This is a genomic window from Enterovibrio norvegicus FF-33 (assembly GCF_000286835.2).
Taxonomy (GTDB): domain Bacteria; phylum Pseudomonadota; class Gammaproteobacteria; order Enterobacterales; family Vibrionaceae; genus Enterovibrio; species Enterovibrio norvegicus_A.
Map to the genome: position 1 here is coordinate 2,809,493 of NZ_AJYD02000038.1, position 21,888 is coordinate 2,831,380.

A 21,888-nucleotide genomic window follows, 5' to 3' on the forward strand; every position below is an offset into this window, starting at 1 on the left:
CCGGCAGCAAGCGAAGGTGTCTTTGACGCCCGTGGTATAGTCAGTCGGCTATACCACGCTCTTTTTTTTCTACCTTGTTTACCTACCCCTCCTCACTCTCACATAATTCCCGAAACTGCGATGGCGTACATCCGTACTTTGCTTTGAAAGATTTGGTAAAGTAAGACGGTTCGTTAAACCCACATGCTACTGCTACATTTGTGATCTTATCGCCTTGAGACAACATGCGCTTAGCATTGGCTAGTCTTGCACTGATTAATGCTTCTTTAAAGGTATAACCTAACTCTGTCTTAAACCGTCGTTGCAAGCTTCGCTCTGAGATAAAGAGCGCTTTAGCCAATACGGTAGGCGAGTAATCAGGGTTGTGAAAATGTATAGCAATTTCACTTAACGCCCTTTCTTTCCATTGCTTCGACTCTTCCGCCGTCTGTCTTGCTTCTTCAGAGAATATCTCCCCGGTCAGAGATGTGTCCAAAGTGACGTCATTAGAGGGCATATATGGGGCTTTAACAATATCATCCGCTGTGTCATCACCTTGACCATCAGAACCTTTAGCAAGCATTTGACGCCTATCTATCTCTATCACTTTTTGGTGAACAGTGTGGCGAAGCTGAACATTGTGGGCTTTGACAATGGCGGTTTTTCTTCGGAAATACCAAATAGCAAGCATTCCCATACCCATTATTAAGATCAATACATACCCAAGTCTTTCATACCAAGGGGCTGCCACGTTTAACGTAATCAACGTTCGTTCAGAAGACTGACCCCCTTGGATGGGCTCTTTAATCATCAGTGTATAGCGGCCCGACTCAAGCGCACTAAAGAGAAGTTGCTGGTCTTTGGTCGTGTGCCAATTATCATCGCTAACGCCATCGAGCCGATACTCAATGCTTTCGTGCTTGCCGAACGGCATCTTGCCAATGTCTATCATCAGCGAAGCTTTGCTTGGCAAAGAGATATTGTCCAGATTCGTGCCACCAAGCCTCCATGGTCTGCCATTCACCGATATCGAACCAATAGACGAAGTCCGAAGTGGCGCTTCAAATAGAGCTTCTAACATCTCAAAAGAAAGTGAAAACACGCCATAGTCTCCTGCGATTAACATCGCTTTATTCTCGATCTGACACAGATGGCGCAGCGAAGCCGCTGAAGTGGTCTGGTTGCCTCCCTGGATGTAGTGCTGTTGATACGATGCTAAATCAATGCGGTTAATGCCTTTTGTGGTCACAATAAAGGCGGCATGCTCAGACAATACAAAACATTTAGCCCTTGCCTCAATATCACTGTTGAATATGAGCTGTGGTGCAACTGTGCCATCCATCCTGTATCTAAATACGCCGCGCTCCGTCAGCATCCAAAGGTTATCACTGCCATCAATACTGATAGACTTTATGATACCGATTTTTTCTCGCGTTAATTTAGTTTGAAACTGACCATCGAAATAGAAATGTAAACCTTCACTGGTTCCCAACCATGTCCCCTGTTTATCGAGGTCTAGTACGGCATTCAGTTGAGTGTTAGGCGTATCCGACCAATCGGAGCCAAAATCGATGAGCGTTTTACTTTCTGGCCAATAGCGAAAAACCTGCTTGCCAGAAACAAGCCATAACGAGTGAGTGTCTGCAATCACATGGTCAATCGATACGTTATCTAATCGTGGAGGAGACATGCTTTCTAGAGGTTGCAAGGTGTCAGGATCCAACGCACTTAACCCAGAGGCAGAAGCTATCCATAGGCGTTCATCTAAAGCACTCATGCTTTCAATCACAAGGTTGAGTTTGGTGGACTTAGTGGGTTTGAGATCTTTATCTAGCGCAACAAGTTTGTTTCTGGCACTTAAATAGTATTTATCACCTAAGGTCACCATTGACGAAATGCTTGCATCTCCCCAGTCCGGCATCATTACGTGTAACGGGAAACGATGAACGCTTTGTGCCGCTGGCGAACGATAATTAAGCGCATTTTCTGTCGATAACCAAATGTCTCCTGATCGGCCAGTCTCAATATCAAAGATCTGTTCGCCCGATAAGCTGTATTCATCATCAATCTCCCCATCAATGTGCTCAAACTGGATGGCGTTATTGCTTCTCGATGTACCTAAATAAAGACCGCTATCTGTCCCGACCCACAGACCTTCGCTGGTTTCCTCTACCACATTCACTGAGATATCTTTCAAAAAGTGAGACGATATTGTCCCATCGACAACGTGAAAAAGGCCTTGTTGAGAACCCAGCCACAGTGCACCCTCACTTTCATAGGCGGATTTCACCGAAACATTATCAGCTAACGCAAACACCTTTTTACCGGTATGAATATCGATTAATGCGGATTCACTCAGACCAATCACCTTGTTTTGGCTTTCAAATAACCTCGCCAAAGGCATGTGTCCTAGATTTTCTGCTGAAGATGTCGCGAAAGGAATTCGAAACAAGTTTGATGAGGTAGAAACCCACAAATAGCGTGGGTCTGACGCGATATCTGTGACTGACTCAGACTCCCCTAAGGGGATTATCTCTAACGCATTCGATTCAATGTCATAGCGAAACAAAGCGCTATTGGCGATAAACCAAAGCGAGTCATCAAACGCCGAAATACGCGAGATGGGAGAAGACGGAAGCGGTACAAACTGAGAAAGAGAATGGTAATGAACACCATCATAAAAACTGACGTTTCCATGGCTATCAAGCAGCCATACTCCGTGATTTTGTGTGTACTCTACATCAACCACATTGTTGGATTGGGCCGCGCCAGTTAAAGGAAATGCATAAAAAACAGCCGATGCAACAGCTCGGATTGGTGCTATTGCAAGCATCACCAACACAATGGAGATAATAAGCGATTTGGTTAGAAAGCGTTGATATTGTGAGAACATCGTTTACTTAGCGTTATTCTGATCTCGCCACATCTTGTCAGCTTTTAGTGACATTTAAGTTGATCGAGAACATCAATGCGATGCATATCACTCTCGCAACTAATCGCAGACCTTGCGTCCAAGCGCCTAAATTCGCAAACAAAATTGCCGCTTCACTGCAATTATCTTACTGAAAATTGCTTACAGCGAAAAACAATCAGCGTAGCTTTTACCAAGGGCGTTCAGGAAATCAACATAGTGGTTATCAATGAGCGACATATCTTGTGCCATCGGGTCAAGCAATACGATTTTTGCTTGTGTTCCTTTCACCACACTCTTCACCAAGCCCGGATTAAACTGGGGTTCTGAAAACACACACTGTGCTTGATCTTCCATCAATGCACTTCGAATGGAAACCAAGGTTCGTGCACCCGGTTTTCTATCCGGGTTAATGGTCAGGTGCCCAGTAGGTTTAAGCCCAAACGCACTTTCAAAGTACCCATAAGCATCGTGAAACAAGAAATAGCCTTTGGAAGAACTTGCATCAAGACTTTTCGCAATGCTCGTTTGCGCCTGAGTCACTTCCGCTAAGAATTTATCGTAGTTTGCCTGATAGTCCGCCGCATGGGCGGGGTCTCGTTGTGAAAGCGCGTTTTTAATGGCTTTCGCAATCACTTTGCTTTGGTCTGGACCAAGCCAAATATGTCCATCAATCCCGTCATGACTATGCCCGTGATCATCATGCTTCTCATGGCTGTCCTCCCCATAATGGCGAACAGGCATACCTTCGTAAGTGGTTAACCTGAGTGTATTGGGCTGACCACTCAGCACTTTTTCTAAAAATAGCTCTACCTCGGGACCTACCCAAACCACAAGATCAGCGCTGCGAAGTTTTCTAATATCAGATGGTTTCAATGCATAGTCATGCGGTGAAGCATTGTCCGGTAACAGGACATCAACCGTTGCTAGATCGCCTGCAATATCATGAGCAATCAAACCGAGAGGCTTAATCGTCGTCACGATAGAAGGCTGTGATGCATATGCTGACATTGAAATGATGAGAAATAACATCGTCAGAATTTGGAAGCAACGGGTGATTATCATGAGTTTTGGGGCCAACATTTTAATACGATAGGAAATGTTATATTATAACATTTCAATTTAAACATCATGTCCAATTTATGTCCGCATCCTTGGTTACGCTAAATAACGTTTCGGTCATCTTTGATGGTAGGAGCGTGCTAGATCGCATTTCGCTCTCTCTTTATCGCGATAAGATCACTACCCTAATTGGCCCAAATGGGGCAGGTAAGTCTACGCTGGTCAAAACCGTGATTGGACTCAATGCGCCAACGGAAGGAACGATTGAGCGTCTGCCTCACCTAAAAATCGGATATGTTCCGCAAAAGCTTCGGCTAAACGAAAGTTTGCCTTTGCGTGTTGATCGCTTCCTCAAGCTTTGTCCTAAAGCAACCAGTGCATCGATTCAAGATGCACTTAGCCTAGTCGGTGCTATGAAGTTACTGCACGCCAATATGCATACCCTTTCAGGAGGGGAAATGCAGCGTGTTCTTTTGGCAAGCGCTGTGTTGAAAAAACCTGACCTATTAGTGCTTGATGAACCTGTCCAAGGTGTTGACGTAGCGGGACAACTCGAGCTGTATAGCCTAATTGCCAAGTTAAAAGAAACCCTTCACTGCGGTATTTTAATGGTCTCTCATGATTTGCATTTGGTGATGGCAAAAACAGATGAAGTCATCTGCCTTCAACACCACATATGTTGCTCAGGTGAGCCTGATGCCATTTCAACTCACCCTGAATACGTGGCGCTTTTTGGTCGACAAGAGAGTGAACAGTTGGCGCTCTATCATCACCATCACAACCACGACCACGACCTATCTGGCAACCCTGTCGGACCTTGCAAGCACGGAGACCATTAAGATGTTGGAATTTCTTGCCATCCCTCTGTTGGCGGGCATGTGTATTGCAGCGGCCGTTGGGCCTTTGGGCTCATTTGTTGTTTGGCGAAAGATGGCCTATTTCGGCGATACCTTGGCTCATGCCTCTTTGTTTGGCCTTGCCTTAGGTTTTATGCTGCAAGTGAGCCTAAATCTCGCCTTAATAGCAAGTTGCTTAACCATAGCTATTCTGTTGGTGGCATTGCAAAGAAAAAGCAGTGTATCCACGGATACCCTGCTTGGCATCATTGCGCATACTTCTTTGTCGTTGGGCTTAGTCTCAATCAGTTTTGTCGACGACTTGCGGGTTGATTTAATGTCATACCTATTCGGCGATCTGCTTTCTGTCACCTATGCCGATCTCGGGCTTATCGCAGGTGGCTGTACCCTTGTTTCTATCGCACTATATTCGCTTTGGCGTCCATTGCTGGCCATTACCGTAGATGAAGACATGGCGCGCGTCGATGGCTACAACGTTGATCGCCTAAAACTGATTTTGATGTTAATGGTAGGTCTGGTTATCGCTATCGCGATGAAGTTTGTTGGTGCGCTGATTATTACATCGTTAATGATTATTCCTGCCGCGACAGCAAGACGATTCGCCGTTAGCCCTGAACAAATGGCATTTCTGGCAAGCCTAATCGGGGTCATTGCAGTGATGGGTGGTATTGCCCTTTCATGGTTTCAAGACACACCAGCAGGCCCCTCTGTCGTGGTTGTTGCGGGCCTATTGTTTTTTATCAGCCAGTTCCGCAAACAAGCAGAATAGCGCCAAACCATTCCTCGACTGATTCTATGCAGACGAAAAAAAGCCGCTCTACAACGAGAGCGGCTTTTTATTAACTAATACTTGGCGTATTACCAGCCCGTGGTTTCACGTAGCGCTTTACCGATGTCAGCAAGACTCTTAACAGTCTTAACACCTGCCGCTTCCAGTGCAGCAAACTTGTCTTCTGCTGTACCTTTACCGCCAGAAATAATCGCACCGGCATGACCCATACGTTTACCCGGAGGTGCGGTCACACCTGCGATGTAAGAAACAACGGGTTTAGTCACGTTAGCTTTAATGTAAGCTGCTGCTTCTTCTTCCGCTGTCCCACCGATTTCACCGATCATCACAATCGCTTCCGTCGCTGGATCTTTCTCAAACATCTCAAGGATATCGATAAAGTTTGAACCTGGGATTGGGTCACCACCAATACCTACACAAGTAGATTGGCCGAAACCTTCGTCAGTGGTTTGCTTAACCGCTTCATAAGTCAGCGTACCTGAACGTGAAACAATACCCACTTTACCTGGCTTATGAATATGACCAGGCATGATGCCAATCTTACACTCACCCGGTGTGATAACGCCTGGGCAGTTTGGACCGATCATGCGAACGCCAGCTTCGTCTAACTTCACTTTGACTTCCAGCATATCCAGTGTAGGAATGCCTTCTGTGATGGTCACGATAAGCTCAACACCAGCATCAATCGCTTCAAGGATTGCATCTTTACAAAATGGTGCAGGTACGTAGATAACTGACGCTGTTGCGCCTGTCGCTTCTACTGCTTCTGCAACCGTGTTGAACACAGGTAAACCTAGGTGAGTCGTGCCACCTTTACCTGGAGATACACCACCAACCATTTGCGTACCGTACTCAAGCGCTTGCTCAGAGTGGAACGTACCTTGGCCACCGGTAAAACCTTGGCAAATAACTTTGGTATCTTTATTGATCAAAACAGACATTATTTGCCCTCCGCTGCAGCAACAACTTTATCAGCTGCTTCAGTCAGTGAGGTCGCAGCAATAATGTTCAGGCCGCTATCGGCCAGTTTTTGAGTTCCAAGTTCCGCATTGTTACCTTCAAGGCGAACAACAACTGGGACTTTGACACCCACTTCTTCCACTGCACCAATGATGCCGTCTGCAATCAGGTCACAGCGAACAATACCGCCGAAGATGTTAACCAGAACGGCTTTCACGTTGTCGTCAGACAAGATGATTTTGAATGCTTCAGTAACACGCTCTTTGGTCGCGCCGCCGCCAACATCCAAGAAGTTTGCTGGGCTACCGCCGTGCAAGTTCACGATGTCCATCGTGCCCATTGCTAGGCCTGCACCATTAACCATACAGCCGATACTGCCATCCAATGCGACATAGTTCAGTTCCCACTGAGCGGCATGCGCTTCACGCGCATCGTCTTGACTTGGATCGTGCATTTCACGCACTTTAGGCTGACGATAAACAGCGTTGCTGTCGATGGTCAGTTTGGCATCCAAACAATGCAAGTTGCCTTTGTCTGTAATGACCAGTGGGTTAACTTCTACCAGTGCAACATCACGCTCGATGAACAGCTTAGCAATACCCATGAAAATTTTGGTGAACTGCTTAATTTGCTCGCCTTGAAGACCCAACTTAAAGGCCAATTGACGACCTTGGTATGGCTGAGGGCCAACCAATGGATCAATAGCTGCTTTGTGGATCAGTTCTGGCGTTTCTTCAGCCACTTTTTCTATTTCCACACCACCTTCAGTAGATGCCATGAAAACAACGCGACGTGTGCCACGGTCTACAACCGCACCCAGATACAGCTCTTTAGCAATATCTGTGCACTCTTCAACCAAAATTTTGCTGACAGGTTGACCGTTAGCATCTGTTTGATAAGTCACTAGGTTTTTACCCAGCCAGTTATGTGCAAACGCTTTGATTTCTTCTTTGTTGCTAACAAGCTTCACACCGCCCGCTTTACCGCGGCCACCAGCATGTACTTGGCATTTAACGACCCATTTGTCGCCGCCAATCTTGTCAGCCGCTTCGGCTGCTTCTTGAGGAGTGTCACAGGCGTACCCTTCGGAAACAGGCAGCCCATATTCAGCAAATAGCTGTTTTGACTGATATTCGTGCAGATTCATGATGTTCTATCCGTGTCAATTCCATATTATAGGTCTAATTGCTTTCCAAACAGGGGGCTACCATGCCCCCTGTAAACCGACTAAAGCCGGGACTGCTTATACGTCAAGCAGCAAACGCGTTGGGTCTTCTAAAAGCTCTTTAATCGTCACCAAGAAACCAACAGACTCGCGTCCGTCAATCAGGCGGTGGTCATAAGAAAGAGCAAGGTACATCATTGGCAGGATTTCAACTTTGCCGTTAATCGCCATTGGGCGTTCTTGGATCTTGTGCATACCAAGGATAGCAGCCTGAGGCGGATTGATGATCGGTGTCGACATCAGCGAGCCAAACACACCACCGTTGGTGATAGTGAAGTTACCGCCAGTCAGATCATCAACGGTCAATTTGCCATCACGACCTTTAAGCGCTAGCTCTTTAATGCCTTTTTCAACATCAGCCAAGCCAAGACGATCGCAGTCACGCAGTACTGGTGTCACCAAGCCGCGTGGCGTAGAAACAGCCATGCTGACATCAAAGAAGTTGTGGTAAACAATCTCTTCACCGTCAATTGATGCATTCACTTCTGGGTAGCGTTTCAACGCTTCAACCACGGCTTTTACATAGAAAGACATGAAACCGAGGCGGATACCATGACGCTCTTCGAACACATCTTTGTATTGCTTACGAATGTCCATGATAGGTTTCATGTTCACTTCGTTGAAGGTTGTCAGCATGGCGGTGCTGTTTTTTGCTTCAAGCAAACGTTCAGCAACACGCTTACGAAGACGCGTCATAGGCACACGCTTTTCACTGCGATGACCTAGAGCTGGCGTTTCTTCTTTCGCTTGTGCAGGTGCTGCTGGAGCCGGTTTAGCGCCACCATTTTTCAAGAAAGCATCGATGTCTTCACGCGTAATACGCCCGCCTACACCTGAACCCTTGATTTGGTCAGGGTTAACGTTGTTCTCTGCAAGAAGACGACGAACTGCAGGGCTAAGTGCATCGTTCTGCTCTTCGGTAAGAGACGCGGTATGGCGTTTATCTGGTGATGACTCAGAAGCTACAGGAACATCTTGAGTTGGTTCACCCGCAACTGCACCTGCTTTGATTTTTGCAAGCAGTTGCTTAGAAAGTACCGTCGCACCTTCCACTTCGATAATCGCCTCCAACACACCATCTTCAGGTGCTGGCACTTCGAGAACCACTTTATCGGTCTCAATATCCACCAGAACCTCGTCGCGTGTTACGACGTCGCCCGGCTTCTTGTGCCAAGTAGCCACTGTCGCATCTGCGACAGACTCGGGTAGGTCGGGAACCAGAATTTCGATTGTCATATCGTTTATTTCCTTAGCTTTCTAGTTCTTAATTCAGGGTAAGAGCGTCTTCAATCAACGCTTTTTGTTGTTTTAAATGCACAGACATGTAGCCAACAGCAGGAGATGCAGACGCAGCGCGTCCCGCATAGCTCAGCGTTGAATTCGCCGGAATTGCCATTCGGAAATTGTGCTGACTGCTATACCAAGCGCCCTGGTTTTGAGGCTCTTCTTGGCACCACACAAAGTCTTTGGCATTGACATATTGACTGATAACCGCTTGTAGGTCCTCTTTCGGGAACGGATACAGTTGCTCAATACGCACAATGGCGATGTCTTTAATTTCTTCTTTGCGTCTTGTTTCAAGCAAGTCGTAGTAGACCTTACCCGAACACATAACGACACGTTTCACGGCATTGGCATCCAAATCATCCACTTCACCAATTGCTGCTTGGAAATTACCATTCGCGAGTTCATCCAAGGATGATGTACACAGCGGATGACGCAGCAACGACTTAGGAGACATGACCACCAGCGGACGACGCATTGGACGAAACACTTGACGACGAATCATGTGATAGATTTGCGCTGGTGTTGATGGCACACACACTTGCATGTTTTGTTCAGCACAAAGCTGAAGGTAGCGTTCCAAACGTGCAGATGAGTGCTCAGGGCCTTGACCTTCGTAGCCGTGCGGCAGAAGCATAGTCAGACCACACATACGGCCCCACTTTTGCTCACCAGAGCTAATAAATTGGTCAATCACCACTTGGGCGCCGTTTGCAAAGTCACCAAACTGAGCTTCCCACAAGGTTAAGCCACCCGGTTCTGCCGTTGCATAGCCGTATTCAAATGCCAGCACTGCCTCTTCAGACAATACCGAGTCAAACACTTGGAACGGACCTTGTTTATCATGAACGTTAGCAAGTGGAATATAGGTACTTGCATCAGTTTGATTGTGCAACACAGAATGACGGTGGAAGAAAGTTCCACGTCCTGCGTCTTGCCCACTGATACGAATACGTTTTCCATCATCAACAATAGTCGCGTAAGCCAGTGTTTCTGCCATGCCCCAGTCCAGTGCTTTTTCACCGTTAACCATCGCAATACGATCGTTATTTAGCTTTTCGACACGGCTGTGAAGCTTATGGCTTTCAGGATATTGCGTGAGACGCTGACCAATCTCGACCAATCGTTTCATATCGAAGGTATTCGCCCACTCGATAGTCCAGTCATGACCCAAATACGGAGACCAATCAACCGAATGAAGCGCCATAGGGCGGTATTCTTTCGTAACATGCTCACCGCGATCAAGCGCATCACGGTATTCGTTGATGAGGTACGTCGCTTTCTCTAGATCGGCAACCTTTTGATCGGCCAAAACATCGGCGTAGATTTTACGCGGTGTTGGGTGTTTTTTGATTTTTTGGTACATCAGCGGCTGAGTTGCATTTGGCTCATCGGCTTCGTTGTGACCATGGCGGCGATAGCACACCAAATCAATAACAACATCACGCTTAAAGGTATTGCGATAATCCAACGCTAAACGAGAAACAAACGCGACAGCTTCAGGATCATCTGCGTTTACATGCAGAATTGGAGCCTGAACCATCTTCGCTATATCTGTACAATATTGCGTAGAGCGCATGTCGTGCGGATTAGACGTCGTAAAACCAATTTGATTATTCACAACGATGCGAATGGTACCGCCAACACGAAAGCCTCGGGCCTGTGACATGTTGAACGTTTCTTGCACCACACCCTGACCAGCAATCGCAGAGTCACCATGAATAGTGATCGGCAATACGGTTGAACCGTCTTTATCGCCCAAGCGATCTTGACGAGCTCGGACAGAGCCGATAACCACTGGATTAACAATTTCTAGGTGTGAAGGGTTAAATGCCATCACCAAGTGAACATCGCCACCAGGTGTTGCAAAGTCACAAGAGAAGCCTTGGTGGTACTTAACGTCGCCCGTACCCCAAGATTCACCATGTTTGCCCGCAAACTCATCAAATAGCTCTGAAGGCTTTTTCCCCAGAACGTTGACCAGCATGTTCAGACGACCACGGTGAGCCATACCAACAACGACTTCACGCACACCGTTTGTACCGGCTTGGCGAATAATTTCCTTCACCATTGGGATCAGTGCATCGCCACCTTCAAGAGAGAATCGTTTTGCACCAGGGAATTTCGCACCTAAGTAGCGCTCCAAGCCTTCTGCAGCTGTTAACTCTTCAAGCAACGCCATTTTCTCGTCGGTTGAAAATTTAGGCTGGCCAACAACCGATTCTAAGCGCTGTTGGATCCAACGTTTTTCATCTGTGTCAGTAATGTGCATATATTCTGCGCCGACAGAACCACAATAGGTTTTGTTCAGAGCATCATAAAGGTCGGCAAGTTTCATGCTCTCTTGCCCAATGGCAAAAGAACCTACGTTGAAGGTCTCTTCGAAGTCTTCTTCGTTGAGAGAGTGAAAAGATGGATCCAGATCTGGAACGCGTTCACGTTGCCAAATACCTAATGGGTCCAATGTTGCTTGTTGGTGTCCACGGAAACGGTAAGCATTGATTAACTGCAATACTTTGACCTGTTTCGCATCGACATCCGGATCACTGACTGAGGCACTAAAATGCGCTGTCTCGGTGGCGAGCCTACGGAAGTATTCACGAACTCTTGAGTGGGGTTGCTCGGGTGCGTTGCCATTCACGACAGGCAGCTCATTAAACACTGCTTGCCATTCGCTATCTACAGACTCGGGGTCACTGAGGTACAGTTCGTAGAGGTCTTCTACGTAAGTTGCATTGGCGCCAGCCAAATGAGAAGACTCTAACCAAGCCTTCATCACGCCATTTTGCATTGTTATCCCTTAACCACTTAGTTATATGTATTACCACAACCGGAGGTTAACCGGCGTTCCTTTTAAGCTCCTCTCGCGAGGAGCCTAAATCTTAAATCATGTAGGTACAGAACCCGATATTACACCGCGCGCTTAAGCAGCATGGAGCGAATATGGCCTATAGCTTTTGTCGGGTTTAGTCCTTTAGGACAAACATTTACACAGTTCATGATGCTATGGCAACGGAAAACACTAAAAGCGTCGTCCAGATCTGATAAACGTTCTTCGGTCGCAGTATCACGACTGTCAATTAACCAGCGATACGCAGCCAACAGGCCTGCCGGGCCGACAAATTTGTCTGGGTTCCACCAAAATGATGGGCATGACGTACTACAACATGCACACATGATACATTCGTACAGCCCATCAAGATGTGCGCGATCTTCAGGCGATTGCAAGTTTTCACGCGCGGGTGGAATACTGTCATTAATTAGGTACGGCTTAACGCGTTCATAGTTTTGATAGAACTGAGTCAAGTCAACAATAAGGTCACGTACGACAGGCAAACCTGGCAGTGGACGAATCACAATGCTCGATTTATCAGTCAATGCTGATAACGGCGTGATACATGCCAAGCCATTTTTACCATTCATGTTAATGCCGTCGGAACCACATACCCCTTCGCGGCAAGAGCGGCGAAACGAAAGCGTCGGATCTTGCTCTTTAAGCAAAATAAGCGCATCGAGAACCATCATATCCGAGCCTTCAGGCACTTCAAGGGCGTACCCTTTCATGTGCGGCGCATCATCAACATCTGGGTTGTAACGGTATACAGAAAAATTCAGTTTCATGATTAACTACCTCCCTTAGTATGTACGCGCTTTAGGCACAAACGTATCACGATGAATCGGTGTCATATTGACATCACGTTTCGTCATCGCTTCAGTTTCTGGGTTGTAGATGGTGTGGCATAGCCAGTTTTCATCATCTCGCTCTTGGTAGTCAAAGCGAGCATGTGCGCCACGACTCTCGGTGCGGTAATTCGCTGCAACTGCCGTAGACAACGCAGTTTCCATCAGATTATCAAGCTCCAAACACTCGATACGCTGAGTGTTGAATTCACTTGAATTGTCATCAAGACGCGCTTCTTTAAGGCGCTCGCGAATAACTTTAAGCTCTTCCAGACCTTTTGCCATGGCTTCACCTTCACGGAAGACCGAGAAGTTGTTTTGCATGCAAGACTGAAGATCTTTACGAATTTGAACTGGGTCTTCACCCTTCGGCGTTGAATTCCAACGATTCACTCGAGTTAGAGACGCTTCAATGTCAGATTCTGATGCATCACGCGCTTCAACTTGTGCTGCCAGCGTTTCACCAAGGTGAAGACCCGTCGCACGGCCGAAGACAACCAAATCAAGTAGCGAGTTGCCGCCAAGACGGTTCGCACCGTGAACAGAAACGCTCGCGATTTCTCCGCAAGCAAACAGACCTTGAATTTCAACATCGTTGCCGTTCGGATCTTGCTTGATAGCTTGACCAGAAATCTGAGTCGGTATACCGCCCATCATGTAGTGACAGGTTGGAATGACTGGAATCGGTTCTTTAATGGGATCAATGTGTGCAAAGGTGCGAGACAACTCAAGAATACCTGGTAGGCGTGCTTCGAGAACGTCTTTACCCAAGTGGTCCAATTTCAACTTAAGGTGCGGACCCCAAGGGCCGTCACAGCCACGGCCTTCACGAATTTCAACCATCATTGAACGTGCAACAACGTCGCGACCTGCAAGGTCTTTCGCGTTTGGTGCATAACGTTCCATGAAGCGCTCGCCGTCTTTATTGAGAAGGTAACCACCTTCACCACGACAACCTTCTGTAACCAATACCCCCGCACCAGCGATACCTGTTGGGTGGAACTGCCACATTTCCATGTCTTGCATTGGAACGCCAGCACGCAACGCCATACCAACACCATCACCAGTATTGATGTGAGCATTCGTAGTGGATTGATAAATACGACCTGCGCCGCCTGTTGCCATGACGGTTGCTTTTGCTTTGAAGTAGCAAATCTCACCACTTTCCATACACATTGCTGTTGCACCAACTACCGCGCCGTCTTGGTTTTTCACCAAATCCAGTGCATACCACTCAGAAAAGATCATTGTTTTATTTTTGATGTTCTGTTGGTAAAGAGTGTGCAGCAGTGCGTGGCCGGTTCGGTCAGCAGCAGCGGCAGTACGAGCCGCTTGCTCGCCACCAAAGGCTTTTGACTGACCACCAAATGGGCGTTGGTAAATACTGCCATCTTCGAAGCGAGAAAATGGAAGGCCCATTTTTTCTAATTCGATAATTGACTGAGGGCCGGTTTTACACATGTATTCAATTGCGTTTTGGTCACCAATATAATCGGAGCCTTTAACGGTGTCATACATATGCCATTCCCAGTTATCTTCATGGGAATTACCTAGTGCTACCGTAATACCGCCTTGCGCAGAAACAGTATGTGAACGGGTTGGAAATACTTTTGAAAGCAACGCACAAGAAAGGCCTTGCTCTGAAATTTGTAGTGCAGCACGCATACCTGCGCCGCCAGCACCAATGACAATTGCGTCAAATTCTCTTACTGGAATACTCACTTACACACCCCACAATACGAAAAAGCCAGTCAACAGGTAGACAAAAAGCAGTGCTACTATGCCAAACTGCATCAGAGCGCGAACCAATGTCGGCTTGATGTAGTCCGTCAGCACTTGCCACATGCCAATCCACGCATGGATAAGCACACAAACCAGCGCTAGCATGGTGAATACTTTGTTGCTTGTCTGGCCCCAAAACTCAATCCAACTTTGATAAGTCAGGTCTGGACCAAATGCAAAAAAGCCCACCATATATAATGTGTAAAGTGTCATGATGATGGCAGTGGCACGGATCAAGATAAAATCATGAACACCGTTTCTACCAAATGAAGATACATGTCCTACCATACTAACCCCCAAGCTAAAACAGACAGCACGGCAGTAATGCCGAATGCCACTTTCGCGCTCATGTTTCCTGACTCAAGTTCTTCGAAATACTTCATATCCATCAGTAAGTGGCGAATACCACCCACAATGTGATAAGCGAGCGCCGTTAAGATGCCCCAAAGTATGAACTTGGCAAAAAAGCTATCAACGATGTCCGCTGCAGCTTCGAAACCGCTTGGAGAAGATAATGACAGGCTTAGTAGCCAGAGAAGGATGGCAACCGAGAAGAAGGTGATGACACCCGAAACGCGGTGCACGATAGACGCTATCGCTGTAATGGGAAAGCGTATGGTCTGAAGGTCGAGGTTTACCGGTCTTGGCTTTGTTACTTTCACGATATGGCCCACTCAGCTCCATTGAGCAATTATTGTTATAACACTCTCTGCATATACATTTCGCGATCGCGCCAGACCTGCAACATCTTTAATTACGTTTTACGGTGTCTTCTGCTATTAACTGCAGATCAAGCCCCGTTTTACGCAGAGAAAATATCGATTTGAGCCCCGAAACGCCCCGGCATTATGTAATATCCAGAGACCTGCCGCAGAGTATATGCCCCGTAACATTTAAACACAAACCAATAAAATTGACGGAAATCCCGAAACAGAGCATTAACTTAATACGCACATATTTTTGATACTTGCGTACACCCGACAAAGATCACTTCTGCAAATTGACATCTTATGAAGCGATCGGTACAACAACGGGGTCCGTATCCGGGATAGGATTATATAAAAACAAAGGAGAATGTTATGGCAGAGAAGAAAGCTACCCTACAAATAGAAGGGAAAGCACCTATCGAACTGCCGATCAAAAGGGGCACAGTCGGTCCGGAAGTGATCGATGTTCGTGCGTTGGGCGCAAATGGCTATTTTACGTTTGACCCAGGTTTTGTTGCAACAGCGTCGTGTGAGTCACAAATTACGTATATTGATGGTGACGCTGGCGTTTTATTGCACCGAGGCTTTCCAATTGATCAATTAGCCAATAACGCTGATTATTTAGAAGTCTGTTATATCCTTCTGTATGGGGAAGTCCCAACCCGTAAGCAATACGAAGAGTTCCGCAAGATTGTTACTCGTCACACTATGGTGCACGAGCAAATTGCGAGCTTCTTCCACGGCTTCCGTCGTGATGCACACCCTATGGCTGTCATGGTGGGTGTTGTCGGTGCTCTTGCAGCGTTCTATCACGATTCGCTCGACATCAATAACGACGAACACCGTGAAATTACAGCGTACCGCCTGCTATCTAAAATGCCTACGCTGGCGGCAATGTGTTACAAGTACTCAATCGGCCAACCGTTCATTTATCCGCGCAATGATTTGGACTACGCCGAAAACTTCCTACACATGATGTTTGCTACGCCGTGTGAAGAGTACGACGTCAACCCAGTCGTTGCCAAAGCCATGGATAAGATCTTTACCTTACACGCTGACCATGAGCAAAACGCATCAACTTCAACGGTTCGTTTGGCAGGCTCTTCTGGTGCTAACCCATTTGCATGTATTGCTGCGGGTATCGCATCCCTTTGGGGTCCTGCACACGGTGGGGCAAACGAAGCATGCTTAAAGATGCTGGAAGAAATCGGCTCTGTCGACAATATTCCTGAGTATATTGAGCGCGCGAAAGATAAAGAAGACCCATTCCGCCTGATGGGCTTCGGTCACCGTGTTTACAAAAACTACGACCCTCGTGCAACAGTAATGAATGAAGCATGTCACGAAGTTCTTGATGAGCTCAACATCAATGATCCATTGTTGGATGTAGCGATGGAGCTTGAACGAATCGCGCTTTCTGACCCGTACTTCGTTGAGAAAAAACTGTATCCAAACGTCGATTTCTACTCAGGTATCATCCTGAAAGCAATCGGTATTCCAGCGTCCATGTTCACCGTGATTTTTGCGATGTCTCGGACTATTGGTTGGATTGCTCATTGGAACGAAATGCACAGCGATCCGCAAAACCGTATTGGCCGACCACGTCAGCTATATACTGGTTACGATCAACGTGATTTCAAACCATTGAAAGATCGCGATTAAATTTCGTAGCTAGCCAGGTTTTATCGCTAAATAAAACGCCGCTTAATGCGGCGTTTTTTATTTTAAATATGAGTATCTACGCCAGAATATTAGATTTAGCGAACCCTATACTGGATTGTCAATATCGATAAAGGTGACGTCCATCTTATGATTTTCTGCCAACCACTCACCCAAAGATTGAATACCATAACGCTCTGTCGCGTGATGACCTGCACCAAAATAATGTATACCCTGCTCTCTCGCAGAAAAAGTTGTTCTTTCTGACACCTCGCCTGAAATGAACGCATCCATCCCTTTACTTGCCGCCAAATCAATATAATCCTGTCCGCCGCCAGTACACCAACCAACACGTTTAATGTTTCGATGACTGCCACCATTAATAAACAGCGGTTTTCTGTTGAGTCGACTTTCAATCAAAGCAGAAAATGCATCACCGGTAATTGCATCGGGCAACTCCCCCCACACCGCAACAGAATTAGGATTTCCATCTTCCAATCCTCCGCGTTGTTCAATACCCAGTAGGCTAGCAAGTTGTGCGTTGTTGCCTACTTCTGGATGTACATCAAGTGGCAAATGATACGCATACAGGTTGATCCCATGCTCAATCAAGGCCTTGATGCGACGAAACTTCATTCCTTTAATCGGCTCTGGCTCGCCACGCCAAAAATAACCGTGGTGAACCAACACAGCATCAGCACCATGGGTAATCGCAGCATCAATCAATGCTTGTGAAGCAGTCACACCTGTCACGACTTTCATCACGTCAGGTTTACCTTCTACCTGCATACCATTAGGACAGTAGTCTTTAATCAAATGAGGTTTTAAAAAACCATTCAGGAGGGTTTCGAGCTCAAAATTGTTCATTTATGATCCTAGATCAGGCGATGACTTTCAATCATTCTACCCAGCATTGACGTGCAGGTGAACTCACATTCCGATAAGCTGTTAATTCTCAATCAGTCAATACGTTATGGACATTACGCATGTTTGCAGATAAAGCACAAGTTGCCCGAGACATGAATTGGATAGCCAATACGCAAACTATTGTGCAGCTACCTTCACGGTATCAGTTTGATCATCAATTCTGGCAAGGTGTGCCAAAGATGAACTGGCCAGGCTATGAGGGCGGTCAACGTATCGGTTTTTATTATCAATGGCTGGTTAAGCAATGTATTCATTCACATCCAAGCTATCAGCTAGTGACAGAAGAAATACAGGTCATGAAGGATGGACGTACTCTTGGCGCTGTCGATTTTATTGTCGAAAACCCGCAAGGCCAATTAGAACATTGGGAAGTGGCCGTTAAATTTTATTTGGCATTTAACACCGACTGGCATGGCCCAAACGGCAAAGATACACTGGCTAAGAAATATCAAAAGATGACAACCCAACAACTGTTACTTTCTAATACCGAGGAATTCCTCTCGCAATTTCCGCAATATCCCATTAGCCAGCGAAAACTCTTGATGCCAGGCAGGCTATATACCAATCCTTTTCTTCCTAAACATAAAGTCACTACGCCGTCAGTGACATCAGATGCGGTTTGCGGGCATTGGTGCTGGCCTTCTCAATTACCCAGTGATAGACGTTTTTATCATCTTCACCGTCATCAATGGATGGAAGCGCCATCAGTTCATGAGCTTGATAAATTTACACTGAAGCTGCCATTGTTACGTGCACAGCATGTTATCGATGAACAGGGAGTGCGCTGGTTCGTTGTACCCGAGACTTGGCCTGAGCCCCACTAAAAAAGCCACCGATTTTCGGTGGCTTTATACACAACATTAGCGGCTACGTTTACAGGCCTGCGCTTTTGAACACTTCGCTGACGATTTTCTTCGCTTCTTCTTGGATCTCACGAAGGTGCTCGTCGCCTTTGAAGCTCTCACAGTAAATCTTGTAGATGTCTTCCGTGCCAGACGGACGTGCCGCAAACCAACCAAATTCAGTGGCGACTTTCAAACCGCCAATCGCTTGGCCATTGCCTGACGCATGCGTAAGTTTGGCTGTGATTGCATCACCCGCTAAGGTTTCAGCCGTCACCATCTCAGCGGAGAGCTTACTCAGTACCGCTTTTTGCTCACCGTTGGCAGGCGCTTGGATACGCGCATAACAAGACGCGCCAAACTTTGCCGCTAGCTCGTCATAGTACTGCTGTGGGTTTTTGCCGGTGACGGCAGTGATTTCTGCGGCTAACAAACAAAGTAAAATACCATCTTTGTCCGTTGACCATGGCGTACCATCCATACGAAGGAATGATGCACCTGCGCTTTCTTCCCCGCCAAAGCCTAATTCACCGCTATACAGTCCATCAACAAACCATTTAAAACCGACAGGCACTTCGCACAGTTTTCGGCCGAGATTCTCAACCACTTTGTCGATGATCGCACTTGATACCAGTGTTTTCCCAACCCCCACTTCACTGCCCCATTGTGGGCGATGCTGATAAAGGTAATCAATGCACACAGCGAGGTAGTGATTTGGGTTCATCAAACCCGCAGGTGTCACAATGCCATGGCGATCAAAATCGGGGTCGTTACCAAACGCGAGATCATATTGATCTTTGTATGCCAGCAGTCCTGCCATTGCTGAAGGCGACGAACAATCCATGCGGATCACGCCATCTTTATCCAATGACATAAAGCGGAATGACGGATCGATATCGTCATTCACTAGCGTAATATCTAGGTCGAAATGTATCGCGATGGCTTTCCAGTAATCAATACCAGAGCCGCCCAGCGGATCAACACCGATGTGCAGTTTGGCTTTTTTGATGGCTTCGATATCAACAACCTGACCTAACTCACGCACATAAGGCATGACCAGATCCGTTTCAATAAACAGATCGCTCTCCGTCGCTTGCGCAAAACTGATGCGACGTACGCCATTGAGGCCAGCTGCAATCAACGCATTCGCGCGTTGCTCAATGGCCTTCGTTAGCTCACCTTCCGCAGGACCACCATGCGGCGGGTTGTATTTGATACCACCATCTTGAGGCGGGTTGTGAGAAGGCGTAATAACAATGCCATCTGCTTGCATCTCGTTGGTTTTGTTGTGTGTCAAAATGGCATAAGAGATACCCGGCGTCGGCGTGTAACCACCGTCTGCCTGCGCAATCACTTTCACGCCGTTTGCGACCAGCACTTCTACCACAGAGCAAAATGCTGGCTCAGACAATGCGTGCGTGTCTTTACCTACGAAGAGTGGGCCAGTGAACCCTTTCTCAGCGCGCACATCTGCAATCGCTTGTGCTATCGCCAGAATATGATCCTGATTGAAGGTATATTTATCTGCACTACCACGGTGACCCGAGGTGCCAAACTCGACTTTATGAGCAGGGTTGCTTGGATCCGGCGTCAGCTGAAAATAGTTCGACACCAATAGAGGAATGTTATGAAGATCTTGTTGCTGAGCACGTTGCCCCGCGCGATCAAAACTAGCCATGAGTTCGCATCCTTTCAGGAAATCTAATTCATAAAAATACAAAGAGGCTCGTCAATGACAGAGCCTCTATTCGATCTTATGTATTCGCAGTAAGCATTTCGATGTGATTTATTGCGATATACTTAGATTTCGCCAACAACTTTTTCAGTAATGTCGCTAGCAAAACCCATTTTAGTCATCAGCTGCTCAACCATCTGGCGCTTACGACCGGTATTCGTATTGGTGATCACCCAAAACGGGGTGCTCGGAATGTGCTTAGGTTTCGTTGTTTTGCCACTTTCTAGCAAGGTTTGCTCGTTATCAGCGAAGTAAACGCGAGTACGGCCTTTCAACGCAGTAACCTCTGAAAACGCTGGACCATCAATACGATAAAGTGTTGACAGAACAAGCATAAAACGTCCGATCGCTCTTTCTTGCGCTGCAAATTCGTCAGAGATCAACAATGAGCGCATTTCTTTAACGCGATCCACAGAATCGTGTTTTCCCGCATCTTTGCTGACAACAATTCCCTTTGGCTTATTAGCGGGAGTCAATGTCGCAACGGGTTCTTGCTCCATCTGCGGTGCCATTAACAGGCGGCGCAGGATGTCCGATGCACTTTCGCCAATGTGATGCGTTTGGCTGGCAATGTACCGGTATAGCTCTTCATCAACCTCAATTGTCTTCATCGTTTGATCATCGTGTCCTAATTACAATTCAACGGGGCGATTATACAGAGTTAGACAGGTATACTCTACGGCAAACGATTCATATTGAGAGAAAAGAACGGTGTTTTTGAACTACAAGATCCAAGGAGAAGGACACCCTTTGCTGTTGATCCACGGACTTTTTGGCAGTCTGGACAACCTAGGGGGACTCGCACGCGTATTGGCTGAGCATTATAAGGTCTATCAAATTGATCTGCCGAACCATGGACAGTCGCCACGCTCTGAACAGGTAGACTACCTTTCACAAGCTAATGCAGTGAAAGAGTTCTTGTTTCAACAAGGCCTTGATCGCGTCTCCGTCGTCGGTCACTCCATGGGGGGTAAAGTCGCGATGATGCTTGCCATCACCTGCCCCGATCTTGTTGATCAATTGGTGGTCATGGATATTGCGCCCGTCGCTTACCAAGTCCGTCGACACGATGCCGTTTTTTCGGGTTTAAATGCTTCTGTGCAATCCCCCATCTCAAATAGAAAAGAGGCGGAAGCGCGTTTAGCAGAGCATATTCAAGAGCCCGGCGTCCGCCAATTCTTACTTAAGTCACTGGCAAAGCAAGAGAACGGAGAGTTTGGGTGGCGCTTCAACGTTAACGCATTGGAAGTGAACTACAGTGACATTACTGGCTGGCCCGCGAGTGGCAAGTTCGACGGTGACACGTTATTTATGAAAGGTGCGGATTCGGATTACATTTCAGCGCAACATCGTGATGACATCGAGCGCCAATTTCCTCAAGCAAAAGCGCACGTGATTGCGAATACCGGACATTGGTTGCACGCTGAAAAACCCGACACAGTTGCCCGTGTGATCACTCGCTTTTTAACAAAGTCAGGGCGTTAACA

The 21,888-nt window shown here is 46.9% G+C and carries 18 protein-coding genes; 5 read left to right on the forward strand and 13 right to left on the reverse strand.

Features of this window, described 5'->3' with window-relative positions; translation table 11 throughout:
* Nucleotides 1–82: 82 nt before the first annotated feature.
* Nucleotides 83–2,812, reverse strand: a complete 2,730-nt coding sequence (locus tag A1OO_RS20510) for a helix-turn-helix domain-containing protein (RefSeq protein WP_241819214.1) — start codon at nt 2,810–2,812, stop codon at nt 83–85.
* Nucleotides 2,813–3,052: 240 nt separating this feature from the next.
* Nucleotides 3,053–3,973, reverse strand: coding sequence for a zinc ABC transporter substrate-binding protein ZnuA (gene znuA, locus A1OO_RS20515; protein WP_016961089.1), 921 nt, complete (start codon nt 3,971–3,973; stop codon nt 3,053–3,055).
* Nucleotides 3,974–4,032: 59 nt separating this feature from the next.
* On the opposite strand from znuA, the gene znuC reads away from it, so the two are divergent.
* Complete coding sequence (gene znuC, locus A1OO_RS20520; protein ID WP_026023974.1) at nt 4,033–4,791, forward strand: zinc ABC transporter ATP-binding protein ZnuC; 759 nt, start codon at nt 4,033–4,035, stop codon at nt 4,789–4,791.
* 1 nt (nt 4,792) lies between these two features.
* Nucleotides 4,793–5,578 (forward strand): zinc ABC transporter permease subunit ZnuB, encoded by a 786-nt coding sequence (znuB, locus tag A1OO_RS20525; protein WP_016961087.1) that lies wholly within the window; start codon nt 4,793–4,795, stop codon nt 5,576–5,578.
* Nucleotides 5,579–5,667: 89 nt separating this feature from the next.
* Here the strand turns inward: znuB and sucD are convergent, their stop codons facing one another.
* The 8 genes from sucD to sdhC form a co-directional block, all read right to left on the reverse strand.
* Nucleotides 5,668–6,540 carry a succinate--CoA ligase subunit alpha gene (gene sucD / locus A1OO_RS20530; RefSeq protein WP_016961086.1) on the reverse strand — a complete coding sequence of 291 codons (873 nt, stop codon included), beginning with the start codon at nt 6,538–6,540 and terminating at the stop codon, nt 5,668–5,670.
* Entirely contained in the window at nt 6,540–7,706 is a 1,167-nt protein-coding gene (sucC, locus tag A1OO_RS20535) for an ADP-forming succinate--CoA ligase subunit beta (protein WP_016961085.1), read from the reverse strand. Before sucC ends, sucD begins: the two co-directional genes overlap by 1 nt.
* Nucleotides 7,707–7,802: 96 nt before the next feature.
* Nucleotides 7,803–9,020 (reverse strand): 2-oxoglutarate dehydrogenase complex dihydrolipoyllysine-residue succinyltransferase, encoded by a 1,218-nt coding sequence (gene odhB / locus A1OO_RS20540; protein ID WP_016961084.1) that lies wholly within the window; start codon nt 9,018–9,020, stop codon nt 7,803–7,805.
* 28 nt (nt 9,021–9,048) lie between these two features.
* Nucleotides 9,049–11,859, reverse strand: a complete 2,811-nt coding sequence (gene sucA / locus A1OO_RS20545; RefSeq protein WP_016961083.1) for a 2-oxoglutarate dehydrogenase E1 component — start codon at nt 11,857–11,859, stop codon at nt 9,049–9,051.
* Nucleotides 11,860–11,978: 119 nt separating this feature from the next.
* Entirely contained in the window at nt 11,979–12,689 is a 711-nt protein-coding gene (locus A1OO_RS20550; RefSeq protein ID WP_017004274.1) for a succinate dehydrogenase iron-sulfur subunit, read from the reverse strand.
* A 15-nt stretch (nt 12,690–12,704) separates the two neighbouring features.
* Nucleotides 12,705–14,471 carry a succinate dehydrogenase flavoprotein subunit gene (sdhA, locus tag A1OO_RS20555; RefSeq protein WP_016961080.1) on the reverse strand — a complete coding sequence of 589 codons (1,767 nt, stop codon included), beginning with the start codon at nt 14,469–14,471 and terminating at the stop codon, nt 12,705–12,707.
* Complete coding sequence (gene sdhD, locus A1OO_RS20560) at nt 14,472–14,819, reverse strand: succinate dehydrogenase, hydrophobic membrane anchor protein (RefSeq protein WP_016961078.1); 348 nt, start codon at nt 14,817–14,819, stop codon at nt 14,472–14,474. It lies immediately after the preceding gene.
* On the reverse strand, nt 14,813–15,205 hold the full coding sequence (gene sdhC, locus A1OO_RS20565) for a succinate dehydrogenase cytochrome b556 subunit (RefSeq protein WP_016961076.1): 393 nt from the start codon (nt 15,203–15,205) through the stop codon (nt 14,813–14,815). Before sdhC ends, sdhD begins: the two co-directional genes overlap by 7 nt.
* A 405-nt stretch (nt 15,206–15,610) precedes the next feature.
* On the opposite strand from sdhC, the gene A1OO_RS20570 reads away from it, so the two are divergent.
* On the forward strand, nt 15,611–16,900 hold the full coding sequence (locus tag A1OO_RS20570; RefSeq protein WP_016961075.1) for a citrate synthase: 1,290 nt from the start codon (nt 15,611–15,613) through the stop codon (nt 16,898–16,900).
* Nucleotides 16,901–17,005: 105 nt separating this feature from the next.
* Here the strand turns inward: A1OO_RS20570 and A1OO_RS20575 are convergent, their stop codons facing one another.
* Nucleotides 17,006–17,764, reverse strand: a complete 759-nt coding sequence (locus A1OO_RS20575) for a Nif3-like dinuclear metal center hexameric protein (protein ID WP_017004275.1) — start codon at nt 17,762–17,764, stop codon at nt 17,006–17,008.
* Nucleotides 17,765–17,883: 119 nt separating this feature from the next.
* On the opposite strand from A1OO_RS20575, the gene A1OO_RS20580 reads away from it, so the two are divergent.
* The gene (locus A1OO_RS20580; RefSeq protein WP_017004276.1) at nt 17,884–18,648 is read left to right on the forward strand and encodes a DUF1853 family protein; all 765 of its coding nucleotides are present in this window, start codon (nt 17,884–17,886) and stop codon (nt 18,646–18,648) included.
* A gap of 49 nt (nt 18,649–18,697) precedes the next feature.
* On the opposite strand, the gene pgm is transcribed toward A1OO_RS20580, so the two are convergent.
* Nucleotides 18,698–20,344 (reverse strand): phosphoglucomutase (alpha-D-glucose-1,6-bisphosphate-dependent), encoded by a 1,647-nt coding sequence (gene pgm / locus A1OO_RS20585; RefSeq protein ID WP_017004277.1) that lies wholly within the window; start codon nt 20,342–20,344, stop codon nt 18,698–18,700.
* A gap of 122 nt (nt 20,345–20,466) precedes the next feature.
* Nucleotides 20,467–21,012 carry a replication initiation negative regulator SeqA gene (gene seqA, locus A1OO_RS20590; protein ID WP_016961071.1) on the reverse strand — a complete coding sequence of 182 codons (546 nt, stop codon included), beginning with the start codon at nt 21,010–21,012 and terminating at the stop codon, nt 20,467–20,469.
* A gap of 100 nt (nt 21,013–21,112) precedes the next feature.
* Between seqA and A1OO_RS20595 the strand changes: the two genes are divergently transcribed.
* Nucleotides 21,113–21,886: an alpha/beta fold hydrolase gene (locus tag A1OO_RS20595; protein WP_016961070.1), complete on the forward strand. Its 774-nt coding sequence runs from the start codon at nt 21,113–21,115 to the stop codon at nt 21,884–21,886.
* The last annotated feature ends 2 nt before the right edge of the window (nt 21,887–21,888 follow it).

What these genes read in the sequence shown, in the direction of transcription:
- A1OO_RS20510 (WP_241819214.1), bottom strand. Translation starts at nt 2,812, where the DNA reads ATGCTTGCAATAGCACCAATCCGAGCTGTTGCATCGGCTGTTTTTTAT.
- znuA (WP_016961089.1), bottom strand. Translation starts at nt 3,973, where the DNA reads ATGTTGGCCCCAAAACTCATGATAATCACCCGTTGCTTCCAAATTCTG.
- znuC (WP_026023974.1), top strand. Translation starts at nt 4,033, where the DNA reads ATGTCCGCATCCTTGGTTACGCTAAATAACGTTTCGGTCATCTTTGAT.
- znuB (WP_016961087.1), top strand. Translation starts at nt 4,793, where the DNA reads ATGTTGGAATTTCTTGCCATCCCTCTGTTGGCGGGCATGTGTATTGCA.
- sucD (WP_016961086.1), bottom strand. Translation starts at nt 6,540, where the DNA reads ATGTCTGTTTTGATCAATAAAGATACCAAAGTTATTTGCCAAGGTTTT.
- sucC (WP_016961085.1), bottom strand. Translation starts at nt 7,706, where the DNA reads ATGAATCTGCACGAATATCAGTCAAAACAGCTATTTGCTGAATATGGG.
- odhB (WP_016961084.1), bottom strand. Translation starts at nt 9,020, where the DNA reads ATGACAATCGAAATTCTGGTTCCCGACCTACCCGAGTCTGTCGCAGAT.
- sucA (WP_016961083.1), bottom strand. Translation starts at nt 11,859, where the DNA reads ATGCAAAATGGCGTGATGAAGGCTTGGTTAGAGTCTTCTCATTTGGCT.
- A1OO_RS20550 (WP_017004274.1), bottom strand. Translation starts at nt 12,689, where the DNA reads ATGAAACTGAATTTTTCTGTATACCGTTACAACCCAGATGTTGATGAT.
- sdhD (WP_016961078.1), bottom strand. Translation starts at nt 14,819, where the DNA reads ATGGTAGGACATGTATCTTCATTTGGTAGAAACGGTGTTCATGATTTT.
- A1OO_RS20570 (WP_016961075.1), top strand. Translation starts at nt 15,611, where the DNA reads ATGGCAGAGAAGAAAGCTACCCTACAAATAGAAGGGAAAGCACCTATC.
- A1OO_RS20575 (WP_017004275.1), bottom strand. Translation starts at nt 17,764, where the DNA reads ATGAACAATTTTGAGCTCGAAACCCTCCTGAATGGTTTTTTAAAACCT.
- A1OO_RS20580 (WP_017004276.1), top strand. Translation starts at nt 17,884, where the DNA reads ATGTTTGCAGATAAAGCACAAGTTGCCCGAGACATGAATTGGATAGCC.
- pgm (WP_017004277.1), bottom strand. Translation starts at nt 20,344, where the DNA reads ATGGCTAGTTTTGATCGCGCGGGGCAACGTGCTCAGCAACAAGATCTT.
- seqA (WP_016961071.1), bottom strand. Translation starts at nt 21,012, where the DNA reads ATGAAGACAATTGAGGTTGATGAAGAGCTATACCGGTACATTGCCAGC.